This window comes from Kaistia geumhonensis (assembly GCF_030815145.1).
Classification (GTDB): domain Bacteria; phylum Pseudomonadota; class Alphaproteobacteria; order Rhizobiales; family Kaistiaceae; genus Kaistia; species Kaistia geumhonensis.
Map to the genome: position 1 here is coordinate 1,635,192 of NZ_JAUSWJ010000001.1, position 22,772 is coordinate 1,657,963.

General features: G+C 67.4%; 18 protein-coding genes. 14 read left to right on the top strand and 4 right to left on the bottom strand.

Annotated features, from left to right (window positions below; translation table 11 throughout):
- Nucleotides 1-18 precede the first annotated feature (18 nt).
- Nucleotides 19-831: a phosphonate ABC transporter ATP-binding protein gene (gene phnC / locus QO015_RS07830; RefSeq protein ID WP_266280248.1), complete on the bottom strand. Its 813-nt coding sequence runs from the start codon at nucleotides 829-831 to the stop codon at nucleotides 19-21.
- A 185-nt stretch (nucleotides 832-1,016) separates the two neighbouring features.
- Here phnC and QO015_RS07835 point away from each other — a divergent pair, with 185 nt between their 5' ends.
- Together QO015_RS07835 and QO015_RS07840 are read left to right on the top strand one after the other, a co-directional pair.
- Nucleotides 1,017-1,628 carry a DapH/DapD/GlmU-related protein gene (locus tag QO015_RS07835; protein WP_266280246.1) on the top strand — a complete coding sequence of 204 codons (612 nt, stop codon included), beginning with the start codon at nucleotides 1,017-1,019 and terminating at the stop codon, nucleotides 1,626-1,628.
- Between the two features lie 103 nt (nucleotides 1,629-1,731).
- A complete protein-coding gene (locus QO015_RS07840) occupies nucleotides 1,732-2,910 on the top strand; it encodes an acyltransferase family protein (protein WP_266280245.1) in 1,179 nt (392 codons plus the stop codon).
- On the opposite strand, the gene QO015_RS07845 is transcribed toward QO015_RS07840, so the two are convergent.
- Together QO015_RS07845 and QO015_RS07850 are read right to left on the bottom strand one after the other, a co-directional pair.
- The gene (locus tag QO015_RS07845) at nucleotides 2,888-4,147 is read right to left on the bottom strand and encodes a UDP-phosphate alpha N-acetylglucosaminyltransferase (protein WP_266280244.1); all 1,260 of its coding nucleotides are present in this window, start codon (nucleotides 4,145-4,147) and stop codon (nucleotides 2,888-2,890) included. The two genes, QO015_RS07840 and QO015_RS07845, sit on opposite strands and share 23 nt — an antisense overlap.
- Nucleotides 4,148-4,149: 2 nt before the next feature.
- Nucleotides 4,150-6,108, bottom strand: a complete 1,959-nt coding sequence (locus QO015_RS07850) for a GumC family protein (RefSeq protein ID WP_266280242.1) — start codon at nucleotides 6,106-6,108, stop codon at nucleotides 4,150-4,152.
- A 339-nt stretch (nucleotides 6,109-6,447) separates the two neighbouring features.
- On the opposite strand from QO015_RS07850, the gene QO015_RS07855 reads away from it, so the two are divergent.
- The 12 genes from QO015_RS07855 to QO015_RS07910 all read left to right on the top strand — a co-directional run bounded on the left by QO015_RS07855 (nucleotide 6,448) and on the right by QO015_RS07910 (nucleotide 20,698).
- Nucleotides 6,448-7,281, top strand: a complete 834-nt coding sequence (locus QO015_RS07855) for a WecB/TagA/CpsF family glycosyltransferase (RefSeq protein ID WP_503128753.1) — start codon at nucleotides 6,448-6,450, stop codon at nucleotides 7,279-7,281.
- Between the two features lie 24 nt (nucleotides 7,282-7,305).
- Entirely contained in the window at nucleotides 7,306-8,529 is a 1,224-nt protein-coding gene (locus tag QO015_RS07860; protein WP_266280240.1) for a glycosyltransferase, read from the top strand.
- Nucleotides 8,526-9,950 carry a lipopolysaccharide biosynthesis protein gene (locus tag QO015_RS07865; protein ID WP_266280239.1) on the top strand — a complete coding sequence of 475 codons (1,425 nt, stop codon included), beginning with the start codon at nucleotides 8,526-8,528 and terminating at the stop codon, nucleotides 9,948-9,950. The genes QO015_RS07860 and QO015_RS07865 overlap by 4 nt, the downstream gene beginning before the upstream one ends.
- Nucleotides 9,947-11,812, top strand: coding sequence for an alpha/beta fold hydrolase (locus QO015_RS07870; RefSeq protein ID WP_266280238.1), 1,866 nt, complete (start codon nucleotides 9,947-9,949; stop codon nucleotides 11,810-11,812). The genes QO015_RS07865 and QO015_RS07870 overlap by 4 nt, the downstream gene beginning before the upstream one ends.
- A complete protein-coding gene (locus QO015_RS07875; protein WP_266280237.1) occupies nucleotides 11,809-12,861 on the top strand; it encodes a glycoside hydrolase family 5 protein in 1,053 nt (350 codons plus the stop codon). The genes QO015_RS07870 and QO015_RS07875 overlap by 4 nt, the downstream gene beginning before the upstream one ends.
- Nucleotides 12,858-14,072, top strand: a complete 1,215-nt coding sequence (locus QO015_RS07880; protein ID WP_266280236.1) for a glycosyltransferase family 4 protein — start codon at nucleotides 12,858-12,860, stop codon at nucleotides 14,070-14,072. Before QO015_RS07875 ends, QO015_RS07880 begins: the two co-directional genes overlap by 4 nt.
- A 92-nt stretch (nucleotides 14,073-14,164) precedes the next feature.
- Nucleotides 14,165-14,410, top strand: coding sequence for an acyl carrier protein (locus tag QO015_RS07885; protein ID WP_266280235.1), 246 nt, complete (start codon nucleotides 14,165-14,167; stop codon nucleotides 14,408-14,410).
- Between the two features lie 5 nt (nucleotides 14,411-14,415).
- Nucleotides 14,416-15,603 carry an acyl-CoA dehydrogenase family protein gene (locus QO015_RS07890; protein WP_266280234.1) on the top strand — a complete coding sequence of 396 codons (1,188 nt, stop codon included), beginning with the start codon at nucleotides 14,416-14,418 and terminating at the stop codon, nucleotides 15,601-15,603.
- Nucleotide 15,604: 1 nt separating this feature from the next.
- Nucleotides 15,605-16,540: an amino acid--[acyl-carrier-protein] ligase gene (locus tag QO015_RS07895; protein WP_266280232.1), complete on the top strand. Its 936-nt coding sequence runs from the start codon at nucleotides 15,605-15,607 to the stop codon at nucleotides 16,538-16,540.
- Nucleotides 16,541-16,556: 16 nt separating this feature from the next.
- Nucleotides 16,557-17,555 carry a DUF1839 family protein gene (locus QO015_RS07900; protein ID WP_266280231.1) on the top strand — a complete coding sequence of 333 codons (999 nt, stop codon included), beginning with the start codon at nucleotides 16,557-16,559 and terminating at the stop codon, nucleotides 17,553-17,555.
- A 142-nt stretch (nucleotides 17,556-17,697) separates the two neighbouring features.
- Complete coding sequence (locus QO015_RS07905; RefSeq protein ID WP_266280230.1) at nucleotides 17,698-20,142, top strand: glycosyl hydrolase 2 galactose-binding domain-containing protein; 2,445 nt, start codon at nucleotides 17,698-17,700, stop codon at nucleotides 20,140-20,142.
- Nucleotides 20,143-20,266: 124 nt separating this feature from the next.
- Nucleotides 20,267-20,698, top strand: coding sequence for a PACE efflux transporter (locus QO015_RS07910; protein ID WP_266282408.1), 432 nt, complete (start codon nucleotides 20,267-20,269; stop codon nucleotides 20,696-20,698).
- Here QO015_RS07910 and glgX read toward each other — a convergent pair.
- The gene (gene glgX / locus QO015_RS07915) at nucleotides 20,695-22,770 is read right to left on the bottom strand and encodes a glycogen debranching protein GlgX (RefSeq protein ID WP_266280229.1); all 2,076 of its coding nucleotides are present in this window, start codon (nucleotides 22,768-22,770) and stop codon (nucleotides 20,695-20,697) included. The genes QO015_RS07910 and glgX overlap by 4 nt on opposite strands.
- Nucleotides 22,771-22,772: the final 2 nt, after the last annotated feature.

Genomic DNA, 22,772 nt, shown 5'->3' on the forward strand with positions numbered 1-22,772 from the left:
GCCGGTTGGAACGGGAGTTCAGATCAGGGCGGCGGCAGGCGCGCCGATGAGACCCGCCCTCGGTTCGGGCGCCGGCGCATGGCCGAGCGCCTCGCCGGCTTCGAGGCCGTAGAGGTCGCGGGCGACATCTTCGGTGAGCATCTGCGGCGCCCCGTCGAAGACGACGCGGCCGGCCGACATGCCGATCAGGCGGTCGCAATAGCCGCGCGCGAGATCGAGCGAATGCAGGTTGCAGACGACCGTGATGCCGTAGTGGCGATTGATGCGCAGCAGCGCATCCATCACGACCTTGGTGTTGCGCGGATCGAGCGAGGCGATCGGCTCGTCGGCCAGGATCGCATCCGGCTCCTGGACGAGGGCGCGGGCGATGGCGACGCGCTGCTGCTGGCCGCCGGAAAGGCTGTCGGCGCGCTGGGCGGCGAGCTGCGCGATGTCGAACTGCTCGAGCGCCGCGAGCGCGATCGCGCGGTCCTCCTCGCTCCAGAGGCGGAGCAGCGAGCGGGCCGTCGGCACCTTGGAAAGGCGGCCCATCAGCACATTGGTCAGCACGTCGAGACGGCCGACGAGATTGAACTGCTGGAAGATCATGGCGCAGCGGGCGCGCCAGTCGCGCAGCGCCTTGCCGTCGAGCCGCGTCACGTCGACATCGCCGAAGCGGATCGAGCCCGAGGTCGGGTCGACGAGGCGGTTGACCATGCGCAGCAGCGTCGATTTGCCGGCGCCAGACCGGCCGATCACGCCGACGAAGGAGCCGGCCGGAATGGAGAGGCTCACTCCCGCGACGGCGGTCTTGTTGTTGAACTGACGCGAGACATCGTCCAGCACGAGCATCGGCAATCTCCTGGTTCCCGGGAGAGTGCTGGATGGCTGCGAAACTGGTGTGACAGCCGCGCACCGCGACCTCGGTCACGGCAAGCATCGGACCGTTCTGCATCAAGCGGCTTTGCCGGCTTCGTCATCGCTGCGTCATGGGCCGGCGGCAGCCTTGCCGCGCCCTCCAGCCGCCGGAAAACACCATGCGCCTTCGCGAGACCCCGACCATCGATCCGACGGCGCGCGTCGCCAATTGCGTGCTCGGCCGCTACACCGAGGTGGGCGCCGGATGCGACCTCGCCGAGGTCGAGCTCGGCGACTATTCCTATATCTCGCGCTCGAGCGAGGCGATCTACACGACGATCGGCAAGTTCTGCTCCATCGCCGCCGACGTCCGCATCAATCCCGGCAACCACCCGCACTGGCGCGCCTCGCAATCGCACTTCACCTACCGCGCGTCCTATTATTTCGACGGCGAAGAAGACGAGACGGCGTTCTTCGACTGGCGGCGCGGCCAGCCGGTCACGATCGGCCATGACGTCTGGATCGGCCATGGCGTCGTGATCCTGCCCGGCGTCACGATCGGCACGGGCGCGATCGTGGGCGCCGGCGCCGTCGTGCGAAAGGATGTCGGGGCCTACGAGATCGCGGTCGGCGTTCCTTCGCGGACGGTGAAGCGACGCTTCCCGGAAGCCGTCGCCGAACGGCTGCTCGCCCTTGCCTGGTGGGACTGGCCGCATGAGCGGCTGCACGCCGCGCTTCAGGATTTCCGCGCGCTCTCCGTCGAGGCCTTCCTCGAGCGGCACGGCGGCTGAGACGAAAATTATCTGCAAATACCCCTCGATTTGCAGGTATCGGCGCAAGGTTCCGGCAACAATCGCGGCTTCACAACGGGGCATCCTCCAAGACAGGGTCCCGATGATGAAGACGGTCGGCAGTGTCCTCGATGCGAACAGGGGTGTCGGCCCGGGCTTCGGCCTGTTGCGGCTGATCCTCGCCGTGTCGGTGATCTTCGTCCATTGCTCGCTCGTCGATGGCGGGGCCAATGCCGAGGCCTGGTGGCCCTATGGCGCGCGCTGGGGGCTCGCCAACATGGCCGTGCCGGCCTTCTTCGTGCTCAGCGGCTTCCTCGTCGCCGGCAGCATGGCGCGCAGTCGCGTCGATACGTTCCTGGTCAACAGGGTCCTGCGCCTCGTGCCCGCGCTCGCCGTCCTGGTGGTCGTGACGGCGCTCGTCGTCGGTCCTCTGGTCACGTCGCTGTCGCCCGCCGCCTATTTCGGCGACCGCGGCTTCCTGACCTTCTTCTTCAACGTGCTCGGCCGCCATCAGGACACGCTGCCCGGCGTGTTCGAGCAAAACCCGGAACACATCGTCAACGGGTCGCTCTGGACGCTCTCGCACGAGATGAGCTGCTACATCCTCCTGTGCTTGCTCACCGGCGCCGGCGTGTTCCGGCGGCGGGCGCTCGTGCTCGCCTTTGCCCTCGGCCTCTACGCCGCGGCCAACATCATCTGGCTCGCCGACCGCGCCGGCATCGCGCTGCCGCATCACGAACTGCTGACCTATGTCTTCGTCACGCGCGGCGCCGCCAAGCTCGTCCCCCTCTTCCTCGTCGGCGTGCTCGCCTGGCAATACCGCGCGTCGATCCCGCTGCACTGGCTCCCCGCGGTCCTGTCCGGAGCCGGCCTCGTGGCGGTCGCCATGGCCGGCGACCAGAGCTGGGCAGAGATGCCGCCGGTCTGGGTTCTGACCGCGCCGATGTTCGCCTATGTCGCGATCTATCTCGGTCTCGCGAACTGGTTCGTCATCCCGCTTCTCGTCGGGGTCGACTACTCCTATGGCGTCTATCTCTACGGCTTCACGGTGCAGCAGACGCTGCTGCATCTGATGCCCGGCATCGGCAATTACTGGCTGTTCTTCGCCATCAGCATCGTGCCGACCGTCATCCTGGCGATGCTCTCGTGGCACTTCGTGGAGAAGCCGGCGCTCGGCCTGCGCCACGCGCTGCAAGACCGGGTCGTCCGCCTCGTCGACGGGATCGCGGCCCTGCTTCCCGAGCGGCTGAGCGCCCGCCTCAGCCGCGCCGAGGCACGCTGACGCCCGGCCGCGTGCCGACCTTGGGAACGAAGGCGTCGTAGGTGCCGACCATGAACCAGACCAGCGCGGCGGTTTTGATCGAATAGGGCGAGTCCGAGATCAGCAAGAGCAGGCAGAGATAGGTCGCTACCAGCACCTTGAGCCGCCAGGCATCCGGATTGTCCTCGCGCGCGAAGATGAACAGCGTCCAGAAGCCGACCGCGCCAATAATGCCGATCTCGCTCAGCGTCATCGCATAGCCCGAGTCCGACAGGAACGGCTTGTCCGGCGAGATGCCGAAGGCGGCGTGGACATCGAGCGAGGTCAGAAGGCGCGCCGTCCAGAGCAGCCGGCCTGAGAGGTCGTTCTGCCAGTTCACCTGCGCACTCGTGAAGCCATAGATGGCCAGCGCCAGCATGATCGCCATCGGCAGCACATACCAGACGAGGCGCGGCGGGCGGATCGGCGAAAGGTGGATCGCCGTCGCGGCGATGCAGACATAAAGGCCGAACCGCGCATCGGCCAGGATGATCGGCATGGCGGCCAGAGCGAAGAGGAGCTTCCGCCAGCGCATGTCCTTGCGCACCAGCGCCCAGACATAGAGGATCGCCCCGAAATTGCCGGCCGAGACCGGCTCGAGGAACACCGACGACACGCGGTGCTGGCCGAGGAAGGGAAGGATCGTCCGCGCGTCCGGACGCAGCCCGCTGGCAAAGAGCCCTGACTCCCCGGTGACGTCGCTCGCCGCCACCGTTCCGCGTGCCACATAATATGCAATTATGTTGAAATACTTGATATAAATGTCGAGAAAGAAGTACTCGAACAAGCCGAAACCGAGCACGATGAAGCCGGAGATCAGGGCTGCGCGATCGGCGAGCCGGATGTCGGCATAGCGGCGGCCGAGCGCATAGAAGGTGATGGGGATCAGGAAGTCGCGCACCGACTTCAGATCGATCGCCGGCCGCATCGCCATGAGCAGCAGCATGTAGCTCATGAAGATGCCGAGGATCAGCCACAGCGAGACGCCGCGATTGACCGCCATCACGAAGGCGGCGCTGACGAGCAGCATTTCCGATCCCATGACGAGCGTGTCGGAGATGCGGAAAGCCACCGTATTCACGAGGCAGAGCAAGAGGTTGAAGGTGAGCGCCCCGACGAGGATCGCCGTGATCACCGGCTCGTGCACCCGCTCGCGGAGCGCATCGGCATCGAAGCGGCCATAGGCGGGATCGACGCGGCCGGTGGCGAAGGAGCGCATCGTCAGCGGTCGACGACGCCGACGACGCCGATCGCAACCGAGGCCAGCGGGCCGAGCGAGGCGATGAGATCGCGCACATCCTCGCTGCTGCTCACCCCTGTGGTCGCGACCACGATCACCGCGTCGACATAGCCGAAACTGGCGGCAAGCGTCCGCGTATCGCGCGAGGAACCGCCGTCGATCAGGATGAATTCCTGGCCGTCGCGGTCGGTCCGGTGGCGGCGAAGCTCGGCCAGCGCCGTGCCCTCGCCGGCAAAACGCGTTTCATGAGAGCGGGTTAGCATCGAGAGCGCCGACCGTTCGACGCGCAGCATGGTCGACATGTCGTCGGCCGAGCAGAGCAGCGTCTCCTCGCCGAGATCGGCGAGCGCTCCCGCCAATCCCCGCGCGACGCGCGGCCCGTTTGCGACCGGCCCCGCCTCGATGATGAGGATCGTCGCCGGCAGCTGGTCCGTCAGATGGATCGCAAGTGCCTGTGCCGCCGGAAGAAGTGCCTCCCTGTCCGCGCCGTCCGGATCGGCCGGATCGACCACGGCCTGCCCCTTGCGCTTGAACCAGCGGTGGCGGCGCGAGGGCAGCAGCCCGACGAGTTCGGTGCCGAGACTGCCGCTGATACCGCGCAGCTTCGAGACGGGGTCCGAGGCGAAGAAATCGATGGCGAAGGCGACCCCGACACCGACGATGAGGCCGAACAGCGTTCCGGCCGCGAGCACGATCGACTTCGGCGGCGCCGCGGCCTTGATCGGCGGCACGGCCGGCGAAATGACGCGGGAATTGCTGGTCTGGATCTGCTGCTGGAGGTCCAGTTCCTTGGTGCGGTTCAGGACGGCGTTGTAGACGCTCTGGATGGCGTCGGCGTCGCCCTGCAGTTCACGGGCGCGGATTTCTGCAGTGTTGCTCGAGGCTTGCGTCTGCGTCAGCGCCAGTTCCTGCGCCTTCAGGGCAGCAAGATTTTCTTTGGCGCGGGCATAGTCGGCCTCGATCGACTGCTTGATGCGCGACACCTCGGCATCGATCAGCCGAGCCAGCGCATCGCGCTCGGAATCGGCGCGCTGGAGCGCGGGATGGTTGGGACCGAGCGTCCGCGCCAGCTCGGCCTGGCGCTGGATGACGAGGCCGTATTGCGTCCTGAGCGCCGTGATGGTCGGCGAACTCACCGCTTCGGGAATGCCGCCGGCCTCGACGACTGCGAGATCGAGGCCGCGCACCTGGTTTCGCCGCGCTTCGAGCTGCGCAACCTCGGCACTCGCAGCGGTGAGGCGGCTGGTCAGATCCTGCAGGCGCTGGTTCACGACGAGACCGCCCTGGCCGGTCGCCACGAGCCCGTTTTCGGCGCGGAACGCCTCTACGCGATGCTGCGCAGCCTCGAACTGGCTGCGCAGCGACGCTGCCTGCGTCAACAGTGTGTCATTGGCCTGCCGGGCCGCGGTCAGCCGCGCTTCGCGGCTCTGCTCCAGATAGACCACCGATATCGTATTGGCGATCTCGGCCGCCCTGTCAGGATCGTCATGCGTGACCGTCACCTGGAAGACCAGCGACGGATCGACCCGGTGCACCACGACGCGCGCGCGCAGCATGTCGAGAACATGCACGAAGCGCGGGCTCACGGTCGCCGCGCGATCCTCGGGCCAACTGGCCATGGTGCCGGCGAAGAAGGGGTCATGCTCGAGATCGAGCCTCCGGATGACCTCGGAAAGGACATTGGTGGAGGCGATGATCAGCGGCTGCGTATCGACATTGGCGAAATCCATCGAGGCCGAGCTGTCGGTCGGCAGGATGTCGCGCCCCACGACCTGAAGGCCTTGCGGATCGACGAGGATCTCGACCGTCGAGCGATAGACCGGGGTCTGACGGTGAATGTAGGCGGCCGCGAGCACGAGGAAGAGCAGCCCGAAGCCGAGCACGACGGGGTAGCGGCGCAGCACGACCGCGACCAGCTCCATCACGTCGATGGAGGCCAAGGGCCGACGCACCGCCGGCGCTGCCTCCTGGAGCCGGACATCGCTCCGCGCGAGCATTTCCATCCTCGTCAAGTCCCGACGCCGACCATGCCGGATGGCATGCCAGGCTCGGCAAGATCCTCACGCACTGCGGCGAAGCGGACGCTGCATCGCATGTGAGACTGCCAAGACAGGGTTAATAAATCGCAATCAGCCCTAAATATTAACGATCATTAACCGCTTTTACCGCCAATCGTTACAAAGGTCTTAACGGTGAAATGAAACGTCAAATCATGATCGATGTTTTCGGGTCCGGCATGCGTTATCGGTCAGGTCACGGAAACATAAAACTCGAATCAAATGTCCTACGACGGTCCAGATCGGCGTTGGGTGCCCCGTTTTCTCCGCGTCGGCGGAGTGCACGTGCCCTATGCCTCCCGCGAAAAAGTGCTTCAGACGATCGACAGGTCGTTCCACGACCGCAGCCAGATCCGGATCGCGTTCTGTAACGCGAATACCATGGTCTCGGCGCTGCGTTCGCCGGCCTATGTCGAGACGCTGTCGCGCTTTCTCGTCCTCAATGACGGCGTCGGCCTCGACATCTGCTCGTCGCTCTTCATGGGCCACGGCTTCGAGGACAATCTGAACGGCACCGATCTCGTGCCGGACATCCTTGCCGCCGCCTCGAAGCCAGTCTCGATCTACCTGCTCGGCGCGAAGCCCGAGGTCGTCGCCGAGGCAGCGCGGCAGCTTGGCGAGCGCTTTCCGCGCCACCGCGTTGCCGGCTTCCATCACGGCTACCTGCGTCCCGCCGACGAGGCGGGGGTGATCGCCGAGATCAACGCCTCCGGAGCCGACCTGCTGCTCGTCGCGATGGGCAATCCGCTGCAGGAAATCTTCATCGCCCGCAACGCCGCCGCGCTGAAAGTGCCGGTGCTGGTCGGCGTCGGCGCCCTGTTCGATTTCATCAGCGGCACGGTGCCCCGCGCACCCGGCTGGATGCGTGCGGCGCGGCTCGAATGGCTGTTCCGCCTGATGCAGGAGCCGAAGCGGCTCGGCTGGCGGTACACCGGCGGGCTCGCGATCTTCCTGGCGCAGATCCTGCGCCTCCGCGTCGCCCGTCTTGCCGTGAAGCCGGCCGACCGGGCGCGTGAGATCGAGGCGCTGCCGAAGCGCCTCAGACCCGAAATCTGAGATGAGCAGCAAGGGGGCGACGCGATGCGGATCCTGATGGCAGCGGCCGCCTTTCCGCCCTTCATGGACGGCGGCGGACCGGTCTCGGCCATGCTGGTAGCCAAATTGCTCACCGGTGCCGGCCACGAATTGCGCGTCCTCAATGTCGCCGACGAGGCGAAGGACGAGGTCTTCGACGGCATTCCCGTCCGCCGACTGTCGACGCTCAATCTCTACTGGAACTACCGCGTGCCGCGGCCGGCCTGGAAGAAGGCGGCCTGGCATGCGCTGGAGAACTTCAATCCGCGCGCCTATGCCGCCATGCGGCGCGAGATCCGGGATTTTTCGCCCGATCTGGTGGTGACCGACAGCATCGAGAACGTCAATGTCGCCACCTGGGCCGCGGCGCGCGGGGCCGGCATCCCTGTCTGTCACATCCTGCGCAGCACGTTCCTTCTGTGCTGGAAGGGCAGCATGATGAAGGGCGATCGGAACTGCGCCGGGGCCTGCACCTCCTGCAAGGCGACATCGATCGGCAAGAAGGCGATGAGCCGCTTCGTCGACGGCGTCGTCGGGGAGACCGACTTCATCATCGCGCGGCACACCGACGCCGGCTATTTTCCGCATGCCGAACGGCGGCGGATCCCCGGCGTGGTGCCAAGGTTGATGGCGAGCGCGCCGCGGTCGGCGGCCGTCGGACGGCCGCTCAATGTGGGCTTCATCGGCGTCCACACGCCGATGAAGGGGCCGCATGTGCTGGCCGAGGCTGCCCGCGCCCTCGCTGGCCGCGCCGATCTCCGCTTTCTCGTCGCCGGCAGCGGCCAGGGCGACTATGCCGCCTCGCTCGGGGCCGCGTTCCCGGCTGCGACCACCCGCTTTCTCGGATGGACCGATCCGAACGACTTCTTCCCGCAGATCGATGTGCTGGTCGTCCCTTCGCTCTTCCAGGAGCCGTTCGGACGCGTGATCGTCGAGGCCTTCGCCCATGGCGTGCCCGTCATCGGCGCGCGCTCGGGCGGCATCGGAGAGACGATCGAGGACGGCGCCAACGGCCTTTCGGTTCCGCCCGGCGATGCGTCGGCGCTCGCCGCAGCCATCGCGCGGCTGGCAGATGATCGCGAAGTGGTCGCCCGCTTCTCCGCGGGAGCGCTTTCGTCGGCGCGCCGTTATCTGCCGCCCGTCCTCGCCGCCTCCTATGGCGAATTGTTCGACCGCCTCGTCGGCAGGCGCGGCATCCCCGCCCTCGCCACCCAGGGACTCTCCCGATGAGCCTTCGCCGGATCATTGCGGATCTGCGCGGACGGCCGGGCGCGGGCCGCTTCGCCTCGGCCTTCACCTCCAGGCTCGGCAGCGCGGTTCTCTCCTTTGTCGTGCTGCTGGCGGCGAGCCATGCCCTGCCGACCACCGAATACGGCCTCTATGTCTTCCTCTTCTCGCTCGGCAGCGCCCTTGGGCTCGTCTTCGTGCTGGGGCAGCAGATCCTCGTCGTGAAGCACTACCGCTCCGGTGTCGGCCTCGATCATCACGGCAACAACGCGCTGCTCCGCGTCAATGCCCGCTGGCTGCTGCTCGGGACCGGACTGCTCATCGCGGGCGCCGCTGCGAGCTTCCTGATCCGCGACCGCCTGCCCTCGCCCTATGACCAGCTTCATGCGGCGCTGATCTTCGCCGCGATCTTCGCGCTCAGCGAATATCTCCAGAACTATTTCCGCATCCATGGCCGCATCAACCTGTCGCTGACGCCGCGCGAGATCATCTGGCGCATCGCCTCGGCGCTGGCGCTCGGCGGACTGGCCGCGACCGGGCTTCTCCTCGGAGGTGCCGCAGCCTTCTGGGCGGTGACGGTCCTGCTCGGCGCGGTGACGCTCTACCAGCTCCTCCATTTCGTGCGCGACGAGGGACTCGACTGGCTCGGCAATTCCGGGCGCACCGATGCCGCGACCCGGCGCCAGTGGCGCAAGGAGAGCTGGTATTTCATCGCCAACAACTGCCTCAACTCGGCTTCCGCCTATCTGGAGACCATCGTTATCGGCGCGGCTTTGGGGCTCGACCAGGCGGCGTTCTATTTCGTGGCGCTCCGGATCGCGATGTTCCTGACGCTCCCGGTCGCCGCCATCGACACGGTCGGCATCCCGATGATCGCCGCGCGCTTCCAGGCCAGCGACGTGCCGGGCGCGCAGCGGCTGGTTGGGCGCCTGTCGGCGGCGAGCTTCATCATCTCGCTGATGGGCGCGCTGTGCCTCGCGGTGATCGGCGATCATGTGCTGGTGCTCTTCAACGCCGATTTCGCGCAGCATCATGACGTGCTGGTCGTGCTCTGCCTCTCGGCCGTATCGCTCGCCTTCTTCGGTCCGGGCTCGTGGCTGCTCATGATCGGCGGCGGCGAGCGCTATTTCCTCATCGGCCGCTCCATCCTCTTCGTGTTCTACCTCGCCCTGCTCTACGGCCTCGCACGAGTCTACGGGCTGATGGGCATCGCCGTCGCCGGCCTCTCGATGAATGTCGCCTCGAACCTGATCGCGACGGTCTGGGTCATGCGGCGCTGGACCATCGACAACATGGCGACCGCGGTCCTCAGGCCGTTTCTCCTGTTCGACGCGCGCCGGATCCGGCGCAGCTCCGCCACCGATCATCGTCCGGCGGCAGCCAGCCGCATCGCACTCGAAGGAAACGGGGAGGCCTCGGCATGACGATCCGTATCGACATCGACGACCGCAGCAGCGGCGCGGCCGGCTCGTTCCTTCGTCCGCTCGCGCTGGCGCGGGTCGATGCGGGTCTCGATCCCGGCAGGACCGCCCCGACGCTCGCCCGCACGGCAAAGTTCGGGGAGCCGGTCTCGCTCGGCAATTTCGGCGGGCTTTATCATCCGGGCCGCGCGGCGCTCGCCGTCCTCATGTTGTCGCCGATCGGCTTCGAAGAGATGTGCTTGCGCTCGACTTGGCGCAGCCTCGCGACTCTGTTCGCCGAAGCGGGACTGCCCTGCCTCCGCTTCGACTATCCCGGCACCGGCGACGCGCTCGACCCCGACCAGTCTCCCGAAGGGATCGAGGACTGGAAGGACGCCGTGCGTCGCGCCGCCGGCTGGCTCCGCGAAACGGCTGGTGCCGACGAGATCGTGCTGGTCGGCCAGGGCTTCGGCGCCACGCTCGCGCTCACCATGGCGCCCGAGATCGAGGGCGTTCGCGCCGTCGTCGCGATGGCGGCGGTCGAGAACGGTCGCCACTATCTGCGCGAGCTCGCCGCGTGGTCGCGCATCGTGACGGATTCGATCGGGATTGGCCCCGATCCGAGCGACGAGAACGGCCTCGGCGTCGCCGGGCTCTCGCTGCCGGCTGGCCGTGCCGCGGCCATCAAGGCGATGCGCCTCGATGCGCTCGCCGCGTGCCCCGCCGCCGACGTGCTCGTCGTCGGCCGCGCCGGGACGGATCGCGACGACATCATCGCCGACAGGCTCGCCGCGCTCGGCGCCCGGGTCGCGCGACAGCCTTTCGAGGGCTACGAGACGCTGCTCACCGATCCGACCCAGGCGAGGCCGCCGATGCCGACGCTGGAACGGATCGCGACCTATGTCGCCGCGCTCGCCAATGCCCGTCCCGCGGCCGCCCTGCCTGCACCTGAGCCGCAACCGCTCGTCGGCCCGCATTTCGAAGAAATCGCCGGCCGCTTCGGACCGGGCCGCCGGCTCATGGGCGTCTTCTGCCGTCCGGCCGGCATCCCCGACGCGCCGGTGCTGGTCTTCACCAATGCCGGGCACGACTATCACATCGGCTGGGCGCGGGTGACCGTCATGCTGGCGCGCGAACTGGCGAAGGCGGGCTATGCGAGCCTCCGCTTCGACATGGACGGCATCGGCGACAGCCCCGCCCATCCGGGGAGCCCGGGCGAGGTGCTCTATTCCGATGCCCACATCGCCGACACGATCGCGGCGGTGGATCACGCCGGCCAGCTCTCGGCAGGTCGGGTAATCCTGGTCGGCCGATGCAGCGGCGGCTATGCCGCTCTGCAAGCGGCGGGCCGGCGCGAGCGTGTCGCCGATCTCGTGATCGTCAACACGCAGCGCTTCATCTGGGACAAGGACGAGGATGTCGCGACGGCAGTCCGCTACGGCCATCGCAGCGTCGGAAATTTCGGCGCGACCCTCCTGAAGCGCGACACGCTGCTGCGCCTCGTGCGCGGGCAGCTCAATATCGGCCAGGCAGGCCGCTACATCCTCCGCTCGATCGCGACCAAGGCGAGCCGCCGGCTCGCGCCTTTCATGGGCGGCCTCTCCAAGCATGCCCGCATGCATCGTGACGTGCATCGCCGGTTCCGCGCGCTCGAAGATCGGGGAACGCGGGTCTCGATGCTCTTCTCCGCCGACGATGCCGGGCTCAAGGAGTTCCGCGCCTATTTCGGCGAGCGCGGCCAGAGGCTCGGAAACTATCGTCTCGTGACGATGGAACTCATCGAAGAAGCCGACCACAATTTTACGCATCTGGGCGCGCGCGAGCGGCTGCTTTCCGCGCTCCGGGCCGCGATCACGCCAGCAAAAAGCCGGGAGAGCGCATCGTGAAACATGGGCTCCTGCGCAGCGGCGGCGCCGTCCTCGCGCTTCTGGCGATGCTCGGCAGCGCCGCCGCTGCGCCGTGCCTCCGCGGCTTCAACCTCGCCGGCGCAGAATTCGGCAAGCTGCCGGGAGCGCTCGACAAGGACTATACCTATCCTGCGCCGGCAACGATCGACACCTTCGTCGCGACCGGTGCATCGGTCATCCGCCTCCCCGTTCGCTGGGAGCGCCTGCAGCCCGCGCTCGGCGAGCCGCTTTCGGAGACCGAGCTCGCGGCGCTCGACGCCACGGTCGATGCCGTCACGGCGGCCGGGCTGACGGTGGTGATCGACGTTCACAATTATGGCTACTACGCGGAAAAGCAGATCGGCTCGGCCGACGTCCCGATCGAGTCCTTCGCCCAGTTCTGGGCCCGGCTCGCATCACATTATGCGGGCCGAGATGGCGTCGTCTTCTCGCTGATGAACGAGCCCTACGACATCGCGGCGCCCGACTGGCTCAAGATCACCAATGCCGCCATCGCGGCGATCCGGGTCATCGGGGCCGACAATCTGATCCTCGTCTCCGGCACGGCCTATGCCGGTGCGCATAGCTGGTCGAAGTCACTCGCAACCGGCAACAATGCCGCCGTCATGGCCGGCGTCGTCGATCCGGCCAACCGCTATGCCTACGACTTCCACCAATATCTCGACGCAGACTTTTCCGGCCGCAACGCCGAATGCTCGGGAGCGGAGGCTGCGATCGAGGGCATCCGGTCGGTAACCGGCTGGCTCAAGGCGCATGGCAAGCACGGCTTCCTCGGCGAGTTCGCGGCGTCGAAGGACGCTGCGTGCGTCGCGAAGATGAAGGAACTCGTCGCGGCGGTGGACAACGCGCCCGACCAATGGATCGGCTGGACCTACTGGGCCGGCGGCGCCTGGTGGCCGGCCGACTACATCTTCACCGCCCAGCCCGATGGTGACGGCGACCGGCCGCAGGTCGCGGCGCTGAAGCCCGTCCTCGGCCACGACAATGGATCCTCCTGCACCGTTCCGGCGAAGGGGCCGACGCCATGACGACCTTGACCGCCGACCGGCAGTTGCGCGTCCTCCATGTGGTGCGCCAGTTCCATCCGAACTGTGGCGGGCTCGAGGACTTCGTCGCCAATCTCGCCCGCACGCAGATCGAAGCCGGCATCGATGCTCGCGTGCTGACGCTCGACCGGCAGTTCACGCGGCCGGACGTCACGCTGCCGGAGCGGGACGCCCTCGGCCCGATCCCGATCCGTCGCATCCCGTTCCGAGGCTCGAAACGATATCCGCTCGCGCCCGGATTCCTCGCAGCGCTCGGCGATGCCGATCTCGTCCATGTGCACGCGATCGATTTCTTCTTTGACGCGCTGGCCGCGACCCGGCTCATGCACGGCAAGCCGCTGGTCGCGACGACACATGGCGGCTTCTTCCATACCGGCGCGCATTCGACGCTGAAGAAGCTCTGGTTTTCAGGGCCGACACGGCTCTCCGCCCTCGCCTATCGCGCCATCGTCGCCTGCAGCGAGCAGGACGAGGCGACCTTCGCCACGATCGCCGGCGAGAAGGTCGTGCTGATCGAGAACGGCGTCGATATCGGCAAGCTCGCGGGCCGGGCGCGGCCCACGAAGTCGAAGCGGCTCGTCAGCATCGGCCGCCTCGCCGCCAACAAGCGGCCGGACCACCTGCTCGCGGCGTTTGCGAGGCTCGTGGCGGCGGATCGCGAGTGGCATCTCGCGATCGTCGGCGCGGAATCCGACTGGTCGGCCGAGCAGCTGCGCGCGGAAATCGAGCGGCACGGGCTCGGAACCCATGTCGATCTCCATATCGGGCTCGACGATGCGGGGCTCGCCCGCGTGGTCGCTGGCTCGTCGCTGTTCGTGTCGGCCTCGGAATATGAGGGCTTCGGCATCGCACTGATCGAAGCGGCGAGCGCGGGGCTCGGCATCGTCGTCAATGGCAACACCGCCTTCCGTGAACTCGCGGCGCGGCACGAAGGCATCCGTCTCACCGACTTCGCCAATCCCGACGCGGCGGCCGCGGCGATCCGCGCCGCCTATGACGCCCTGCCCGAGATGCGCTGCGTGCCGGACTGGGTGGGGGCCTATGCCTGGCCCGCCGTCGCGGCCCGCTATGGCGAAGTCTATCGCCGCGCCCTCGGTCTGGAGGCCAACAGGGCCCAGTTTCAGCAACCGGTTTCAGCATCCGTTAAGTACAGATCCGAGCTTCCGGAAGCCGTTAAAATGCAAGGCAAATAGGGCCGAGTTTATGCGATCGGATTCATAATTCGTTCGGAGACCGAGCCCTAAGGATTCGCATCAAATTTGAGATGTATTTCCGAGGGAGAATCATGCGGGATCGTATTCGCAAGCTCATCGCCGATCGCAAGGTCATCGCTGTCGACGTGAACAGCCTCAGCGACAGCGCCGATCTCTACGAGGCGGGACTGAGCTCCTTCGCCTCCATACAGTTCATGCTCGCCCTCGAAGACGCCTTCGACGTCGAGTTTCCGGAGCGGATGCTGACGCGCAAGACCTTCGCCTCGATCGAGGCGATCGACCGCTCCATCTCCGAACTCCTGACCGAAAGGGTCTGACCGTCATGGCCCTGCCCTCCCGCACCATCGAAGAACTCCGCGCTCCCGCGGAGCGCATGCGCGTCGTGGCGGAGATCGCCGCGCGCCATTCCGCCGAGGTGGACCGCGAGGGCCGCTTCCCGCGGGAAGCCATCGATGCGCTCAAGGCCGAGCGGCTCATGGCCGTGATGATCCCGAAGCGCTTCGGCGGCGAGGGGCTCAGTCTTCTGGAGGTCGCCGAACTCTGCACCATCCTCGGCCAGGCCTGCGGCTCGACCGCGATGGTCTATGCCATGCACCAGATCAAGGCTTCGAGCCTCGTCTCGCATGGCGGCGAGAGCCAATGGCATGCCGGCTTCATGCGGGAGATGGTCGCCGAGCAGCATCTGCTCGCCTCGGCGACCACCGAGGGCGGCATCGGCGGTGACCTGCGCAACTCGATCTGCGCGGTCGACGTGAAGGATGGCCGCTTCACGCTGGAGAAGGACGCGACCGTCATCTCCTACGGCCTCTATGCCGACGCGATCCTCGTCACCTGCCGCCGCGCGCCGGAGGCGCAGAGCTCCGATCAGTCGATGGTCGTCGTGAGGCGGGGCGACTACACCCTTGCCAAGACGACGGGCTGGGACACGCTCGGCATGCGCGGCACCTGCTCCGAAGGCTTCCGCCTCGTCTCGTCCGGCGACGCGGCGCAGATCTTCCCGCAGCCATTCTCCGAGATCGCAGCGCAGTCGATGCTCTCGACCTCGCATATCCTCTGGGGCGCCGTCTGGTTCGGCATTGCGGCCGATGCCGTCGCCCGGGCACAGGCCTATGTCCGCGCCGCGGCCCGCAAGCAGCCGGGCAGCGTTCCGCCCGGCGCGCTCCGTCTCGCCGAGGTCGTCGCGATGCTGCAGGACATGAAGGCGAGCGTCGTCGCCGGCGTCGTCCGCTACGAGGCGGCGCTCGACCGTCCGGACGAACTCTCCTCGATAGGCTTCGCGGTCGAAATGAACAATCTCAAGGTCACGACCTCGCAGCGCGGCGCGCAGATCGTGACGCATGCGATGCTGATCACCGGCCTCTCCGGCTACAAGAACGACACGCCGTTCAGCGTCGGCCGGCACCTCCGCGACATCACCTCCGCCGCCATCATGATCTCCAACGATCGCATCCTCTCCAACACCTCGAACCTGCTGCTGGTCAGCCGCTTCGACACGAGCCTGGTGAACTGACATGGACGCCCTGCCGCAGACCGCGCCCGCCAAGAGCGGCGCCAAGCAGTTTCTCGACCAGCTTTTCGGTGCCGGCGTGCTTACCGAAACCGGCGTGGACGGCCTCTATGGTCGCTCCGGCGATTTCGAGGAGGTGATCGAAAGATTCCTCGCGTTGGTGACGCGCACGGCCGGCGCCGATGTCGTCGAGCGCATCCATTTCCCGCCCGGCATGCCGCGACCGATGCTGGAAAAGTCCGGCTATCTGAAGAGCTTCCCGCAGCTCGCCGGCTGCGTGCATTCCTTCATGGGCGGCGAAGCCGACCACGCGCAGCTCCTGCAGATGGTCGCCAATGGCGAGGACTGGACGGAGATGCAGAAGGCGACCGATGTCGTGCTGACGCCCGCCGCCTGCTACCCGCTCTATCCGACCGTCGCCAAGCGAGGCCCGCTACCGGCCGATGGCGTGCTGTTCGACCTCCAGTCCTACTGCTTCCGCCACGAGCCCTCGCAGGATCCGGCGCGCATGCAGCTGTTCCGCATGCGCGAATTCGTCCGCATCGGCTCTCCCGAGCAGGTGCGCGATTTCCGCGAGACCTGGCTGGAGCGCGGCCCGGAGATGATCCGGTCGCTCGGCCTTCCCTGCGACATCGACTTGGCGAACGACCCGTTCTTCGGCCGCGCCGGCAAGATGCTCGCCAACAACCAGCGCGACCAGGGACTGAAGTTCGAGCTTCTCATTCCCGTCGCCAACGAGAAGCCGACGGCCTGCCTCTCGTTCAACTATCACCAGGACCATTTCGGCACGCTTTGGGGCATCGCCCAGGCGAATGGCGAAGCGGCGCATTCGGCCTGCGTCGGCTTCGGCCTCGAGCGCGTCGCGCTCGCGCTGTTCCGCCATCACGGCATGAAGGTCGCCAACTGGCCGAAGCCGGTCCGCGACGTTCTCTGGGGCTGAGCTGAAGGAAGCCGCCATGCCATCGCTCGCCAGTCTCGATCCGACCGCGCACCGCCCGCATGCCCTGCATGACGGCGCGCGCGTCTGGCCCGAAACCAACTGCTATGTCGATCTCTTCATCGAGCTCGTCGGCGCGCTCGGGCTCGAGGCCGAGGCGATGTTCGGCTTCACGGTCACGCAGGACTTCGAGGACGACCAGTTCACCTTCTTCAAGGTGCCGGTCGACGATCTCGAAGCGCTCTACGGGCTGCGCGTTCAGGAACTGGCGATCTTCGACGATCTCGCCGCGCATGTCGCGCGGCAGGTCGCCCGCGAGCGCGTCGTGCTCGTCGAGATGGACGGCTTCCATCTCCCCGACACCGGCGGCGTCTCTTACCGCGTCCAGCACACCAAGACGACGGTCGGCATCACGTCGATCGATCCTGCCTCGCGGCGGATGACCTACTTCCATAATGCGGGCTTCTTCCAGCTGTCCGGCGAAGACTTCGACGGTCTCTTTGCCGAGGCGGGACGAGGCCGGAGGGCGGACGCGCTGCTGCCCTATACGGAGTTCGTCAAGCTGCCGACGGCGCCGGTCAGGGTCGATACGCTCGCCATCGCCAAGCGGCTGATGGTGCGCCATCTCGCCCGCAGGCCGGAGGCCAACCCCATCGCGGCCTTCGGCTTTTCCCTCGCGGCGCATCTCGCCGATCTCGCTGGCCGGCCGCAGGATTATTTCCACGTCTACGCCTTCAACACGCTGCGCCAGCTCGGCGCGAATTTCGAGCTGCTGGCGAGCCATCTCGCCTGGTTCTCGGCAAGGGGCGAGCCCGGGCTCTCCCGTGCCGAGGCGGCCGCGCTGGAGATCGCGACGGGCGCAAAGACCATGCAGTTCAAGCTCGCGCGCGCCATGGCTCGTGGACGCTTCGACGGCCTGGACGCCTTCATCGCGCCGATGGCGGCATCATGGGACACGGTGATGGCGGAACTGGATGCCCGGTTCATGGCTGGCCGGGTGGAGCGCCGCGCCGCCTAGGCGAGGCCCCCTGCAACCTCCGCAGGACAGGGACGATTGCGGCGCCGAGCTCGGCGCCGATGACGCGCGCAACCCGGCCTCTCTCGCGAACCGCGGGGAGAGATGAAAAGGGCGCCCCCCCCCGCAAACCGGACCATCCCGCATGCATCCGCTTTCAGACAGCGCCGCCCGCGCAACCGATCTCGATGAGGGCTGGACGCTCGCGCTGACCGCGCCGGGGGCGTTCCCGGAGCCGCCGGTTCATGCCGAATGGCTGCCGGCGATCGTGCCGGGCACGGTCGCGTCGTCTCTCGCCGCAATCGGTCGCTGGTCGCTGGATCGACCCGAGCCGCTGCATGGCAAGGACGCCTGGTATCGGTGCCGCCTTCCGGGCGAAGGACCGTGCCGGCTGGTCTTCGAGGGACTGGCGACCATCGCCGACGTGTTTCTCGACGGGGCGCTCGTCGCCTCCTCCCAGTCGATGTTCGTGCCGCTGGAGATCGCCGTGATGCGGCGGGCGGACAGCGAACTCGCGATCTGCTTCCGTTCGCTCGCGTTCGAACTCGATCGCCGCAAGGGCAAGCGCGCCCGCTGGCGGCCGACCATGATCGACGATCCGCGCCTCCGCCTCGTGCGAACCACCTTTCTCGGCCATATGCCCGGCTGGTGCCCGCCGGTCGATGTCGTCGGTCCTTTCCGCAGCATCACGCTGATCGAGGATGGCGCGCCGCCGCTGCGCGATCTTTCCAGTTCGGTGGCACTCACCGGCGGCGTCGGCAGCGTGACCGTTTCCTTCGCCGATCCCGGTGGCGACGAGCCGATCATGCTTCGGGTCGGCAGTCACGAGGCCCCCTTGTGCCGGCAGGATGGCCGCGTCAGCGGCACGCTCACGATCCAGAACCCGGCGCTCTGGTGGCCGCGCGGGTATGGCGCGCAGCCACTCTTCTCGATCTCGATTGCCATCGGCGGACGGACCGTCACCCTCGGGCGCACGGGTTTTCGCAGCATCGCCGTCGATCGCGGCGCGGAAGGCAGAGGCTTCGCGCTCGTCGTCAACGGCGTGCCGATCTTCTGCCGCGGCGCCGTCTGGACGCCCGCCGACATCATCTCGCTCGCGGGGAGGCGCAAGGCTGTGGAGCCGCTTCTCGGCCTCGCCGCCGAAGCCGGCTTCACGATGCTGCGCGTCGGCGGGACGATGGTCTATGAGGACCGCGCTTTCCATGAACTCTGCGACGAGCTCGGCATCCTCGTCTGGCAGGACTTCATGTTCGCCAATTGCGACTATCCGGCCGACGACGGCTTCGCCGCCGATATCGCGGCGGAGGCGGAGGCTGTGCTCGGTCGCCTTTCGTTGTCGCCATCTCTGGCCGTCCTCTGCGGCGGCAGCGAGGTGGCTCAGCAGGCGGCGATGATGGGGCTGCCGCCCGAAAGCTGGTCGAGCCGGATCTTCGAGAGCGTGCTGCCGGCGACGGCCTCACGGCTCCGGCCCGATATCCCGTTCGTGCCCTCCTCGCCCTTCGGCGGGGAACTCCCCTTCGTCGCCGACACTGGCGTGACGCATTACTATGGCGTCGGCGCCTATCGGCGGCCGCTCGAGGATGCGCGGCGCGCGAATGTCCGCTTCGCCTCGGAATGCCTCGCCTTCGCCAATGTGCCGGATGCGGCGACGCTGGCCGAGGCCCTGCCGGTCGCGTCCGTTCACCATCCGCGCTGGAAGGCCGCCGTGCCGCGCGATCTCGGCGCAGCCTGGGATTTCGAGGATGTGCGGGAGCACTATACCGAAGTGCTGTACGGCGTCGATCCGATGCGGCTGAGGACCGAGGATCCGGCGCGACATCTCGGTCTTGCCCGCGCGACCAGTGCCGATGTCGCCGCAGCAACCTTTGCCGAATGGCGGCGGCCAGGCTCTCCGACCGCAGGCGGCCTCGTCTGGTTCTTCCGCGATCTCGTGCCGGGCGCCGGCTGGGGCGTCATCGATGCGCTCGACCGGCCGAAGGCGATCTTCCATGCGCTGAAGCGGGCCTTCGCGCCGCTCGCTCTCACGATCACCGACGAGGGCGTGAACGGTCTCCACCTTCATGTTGCGAATGATGGCCCCGAGCCGGTCGAGGCCGCTCTTTCGCTCGCCTGTCTCAGGGACGGGCGGCTGCCGGTGGCGCAGGGCAGTCGCGATCTGATGATCCCCGCGCGGAGCGCCGTGAGCGTGACCGCCACGGCCCTGCTCGGCGCCTTTTTCGACACGACCTATGCCTATCGCTTCGGCCCGGCGGGCCACGATGTCAGCCTCGCCGAACTGCGGTCGGCGGATGGGGCGCTGCTCGCGGAAGCCACGCACTGGCTGCCCGGTCGCCGCGCCGAGCGCCAATCGCTCGGGCTTCGCGCCGTCCTGGAGCGTGACGCCGAAGGCTGGTTCCTGAGGCTCTCCGCCGAGCGCATGGCAGCACATGTGTTGATCGAGGATCCGCATTATCGCAGCAGCGACAATGGCTTCGACCTCGCGCCCGGCCGCGAGCGCATTGTCCGCCTCATTCCGTTCCATGATGGCCGCGCGCCCGAAGGCGAAGTTCGGTCGATCAATGGCCGAGAGGTCGCGCGCTACGGCGCTTGAGCGACAGCGCCGAACCTTGCCTCTGAAGTCGGCAGAGATTATATAGCCGGCCAGACGAGGACGGCCTCTCCCCCATCGGGGATCAACCGCGACCGGGACGACCCGGCATCCGATGGGTGACATGATGCGCACGACGCGCGACCGGATCCGCCACACGATCAGCTTCGAGATCATCGGCCTTATCATCGCGACGCCGCTTGCCGCGGCGCTGTTCCACCTGCCGCTTTTCGATATCGGCGTGGTCGGGATCGCGACCAGCCTCGTCGCGACGGCCTGGAACTACGTATACAATCTCGGCTTCGACCACGCGCTTGTCCGCCTGACCGGAAGCACGAGCCGGGGCATCCCGGTGCGTGTCCTGCATGCGGTCCTGTTCGAGGGCGGGCTCATGCTGATGCTGCTGCCGGGCATCGCTTGGTATCTCGGCATCAGCCTGTTCGAGGCGTTGACGATGGACATCGCCTTTACACTTTTCTACATGGGCTACACATTTTTCTTCAATCTCGCCTATGACCGCGTCTTCCCCATTGAGGGCGAGCGCGCGACGGCGGTCTAGCCGACCGTATCGGCGAGGAGCAGCGTCGCGCGGCCCTTGACGAGCAACGGGCCGTCGACGAGGAGCGGATCGCTCGGGTCGTTGGCCGGCGTCAGACCCGCGATGCTGTCCACGAGAAGACGCCATCCGCCTCCGGCGCTCCTCGGCAGCGAGACCATGCGGTCACCTTCGCCGCCGGACAGGATGAGCGCGGTCCGCTCCATGCGGCCGTTCTTGGCCAGGCCGGTGAAGACCGCGGTGAGCACACGCGTGGCGCCGTCGTTCCAGGCGGCGCCCTCCAGCGGGCGGCCGTCGGCACCGAACCAGGCGACATCGGGAAGGGCGACGCCGTCGCGTGGTGCACCCGTCAGCGGCCGGGGATCGCGCAGCGTCGAACGGGCAGCGCGCAGCGCGATGACGGCGCTGGTAAAGGCGAGAAGCTCCGTGTCGGCCTTCTCCCAGTTCATCCAGGCGATGGGATTGTCCTGCGCATAGGCGTTGTTGTTGCCGCCCTGGCTGCGGGCGATTTCGTCGCCCATCGCCAGCATCGGCGTGCCATGGGAGAAGACGAGCGCGGCGAGCAATGCGCGCATGTCAGCGGCGCGGCGGCGCAGGATGGCGGGATCGGAGGTCTCGCCCTCGACGCCGTTGTTCCAGGAATGGTTGCTGTCGTTGCCGTCGCGATTGTCCTCGCCATTGGCGTGGTTGCGCTTGTGCTCATAGGAGACGAGATCGGCGAGCGTGAAGCCGTCATGGGCGGTGACGAAATTGACGCTCTCGGCCAATTGGCGGTGGCGCCACGCGAAGGTGTCGGCTGAGCCGGCGATGCGGGTCGCGAGTTCCCCGGCGAGACCGCCCTCGCCTTTCATGAAACGGCGGAGCGTGTCGCGGTAGCGGTCGTTCCACTCGCCCCAGCCGGGCGGAAAGGCGCCGACCTGATAGCCGCCATAGCCGATATCCCAGGGCTCGGCGATGAGGACGAGGCTGGAGAGCAGCGGGTCCTGGACGATGGCGGAGAGGATCGGCGCCGCCGGATCGAAGCCGCTGTCGCGGCGCGCCAGCGTCGTGGCGAGATCGAAGCGGAAGCCGTCAACGCCCGCCTCGGTCACCCAGTGGCGCATCGCATCCATGGCGAGGCGGACGCCCTGCGGCCGCTCCAGCGCCAGCACGTTGCCGCAGCCGGCATCGTTGACATAGAGGCGCTTGTCCCCGGGGAGCAGGCGGTAATAGCCGGCATTGTCGAGGCCGCGCATCGAGAGCGTGGGCCCCAGATGATCGCTCTCGCCGGAATGGTTGTAGACGACGTCGAGAATGACGGCGATGCCGGCCTCGTGCAGCGCGGCGACGGCGGCGCGCACCTCCTCCATGCCGCCGGGCGCCAGCCGGGGATCGGGCACGAACCAGGCAACCGGATTGTAACCCCAGTAATTCGAGAGCCCGAGCGGCGGCAGATGGCGCTCGTCGAGCCAGGCTGCGACGGGCAGCAGCTCGACCATGGTGACGCCGAGTCCAGTCAGGTAGCGGATCGAGGCGGGATGGCCGAGGCCGGCGAAGGTGCCGCGCAGCGCCTCGGGGACGTCGGCGTTGAGCTTCGAGAAGCCGCGAACATGCAGCTCGTAGATGACCTGTTCGGCCAGCACCGGCGCGGGGGTGAGTCGGTGCGCGGGCGCGAGAGGTCGGCGGACGATGCCCTTGGGCACGACCGCGGCGCTGTCGCTCTCGTCCGTCGCAGCGCCGAGGCGGCGCGCGTCATAGATGAGCGGATCCTCGCGGAAGGGACGGTCGATGGACCTGGCGTAGGGATCGACGAGCAGCTTGGCGGGGTTGAAGCGCAGCCCCTCCTCCGGCCGGAACGGACCATGGGCGCGCAATCCATACCGCGCCCCTTGCCCGATCCCGGCGATGTGGCCGAAATGAACATCGCCGCTGCGCGAGGGCAGCGCGATGCGCTCGAGTTCCTGAGCGCCGTCGTCCGAAAACAGGCAGAGCTCGACGTGGTCGGCGGCCGAATGGACGGCGACATTGACGCCGGACTTCTCCGGCGTAACGCCCAGCGGAAAGGGCGAGCCCTCGCTGACGATGCGCTTCTGCATCG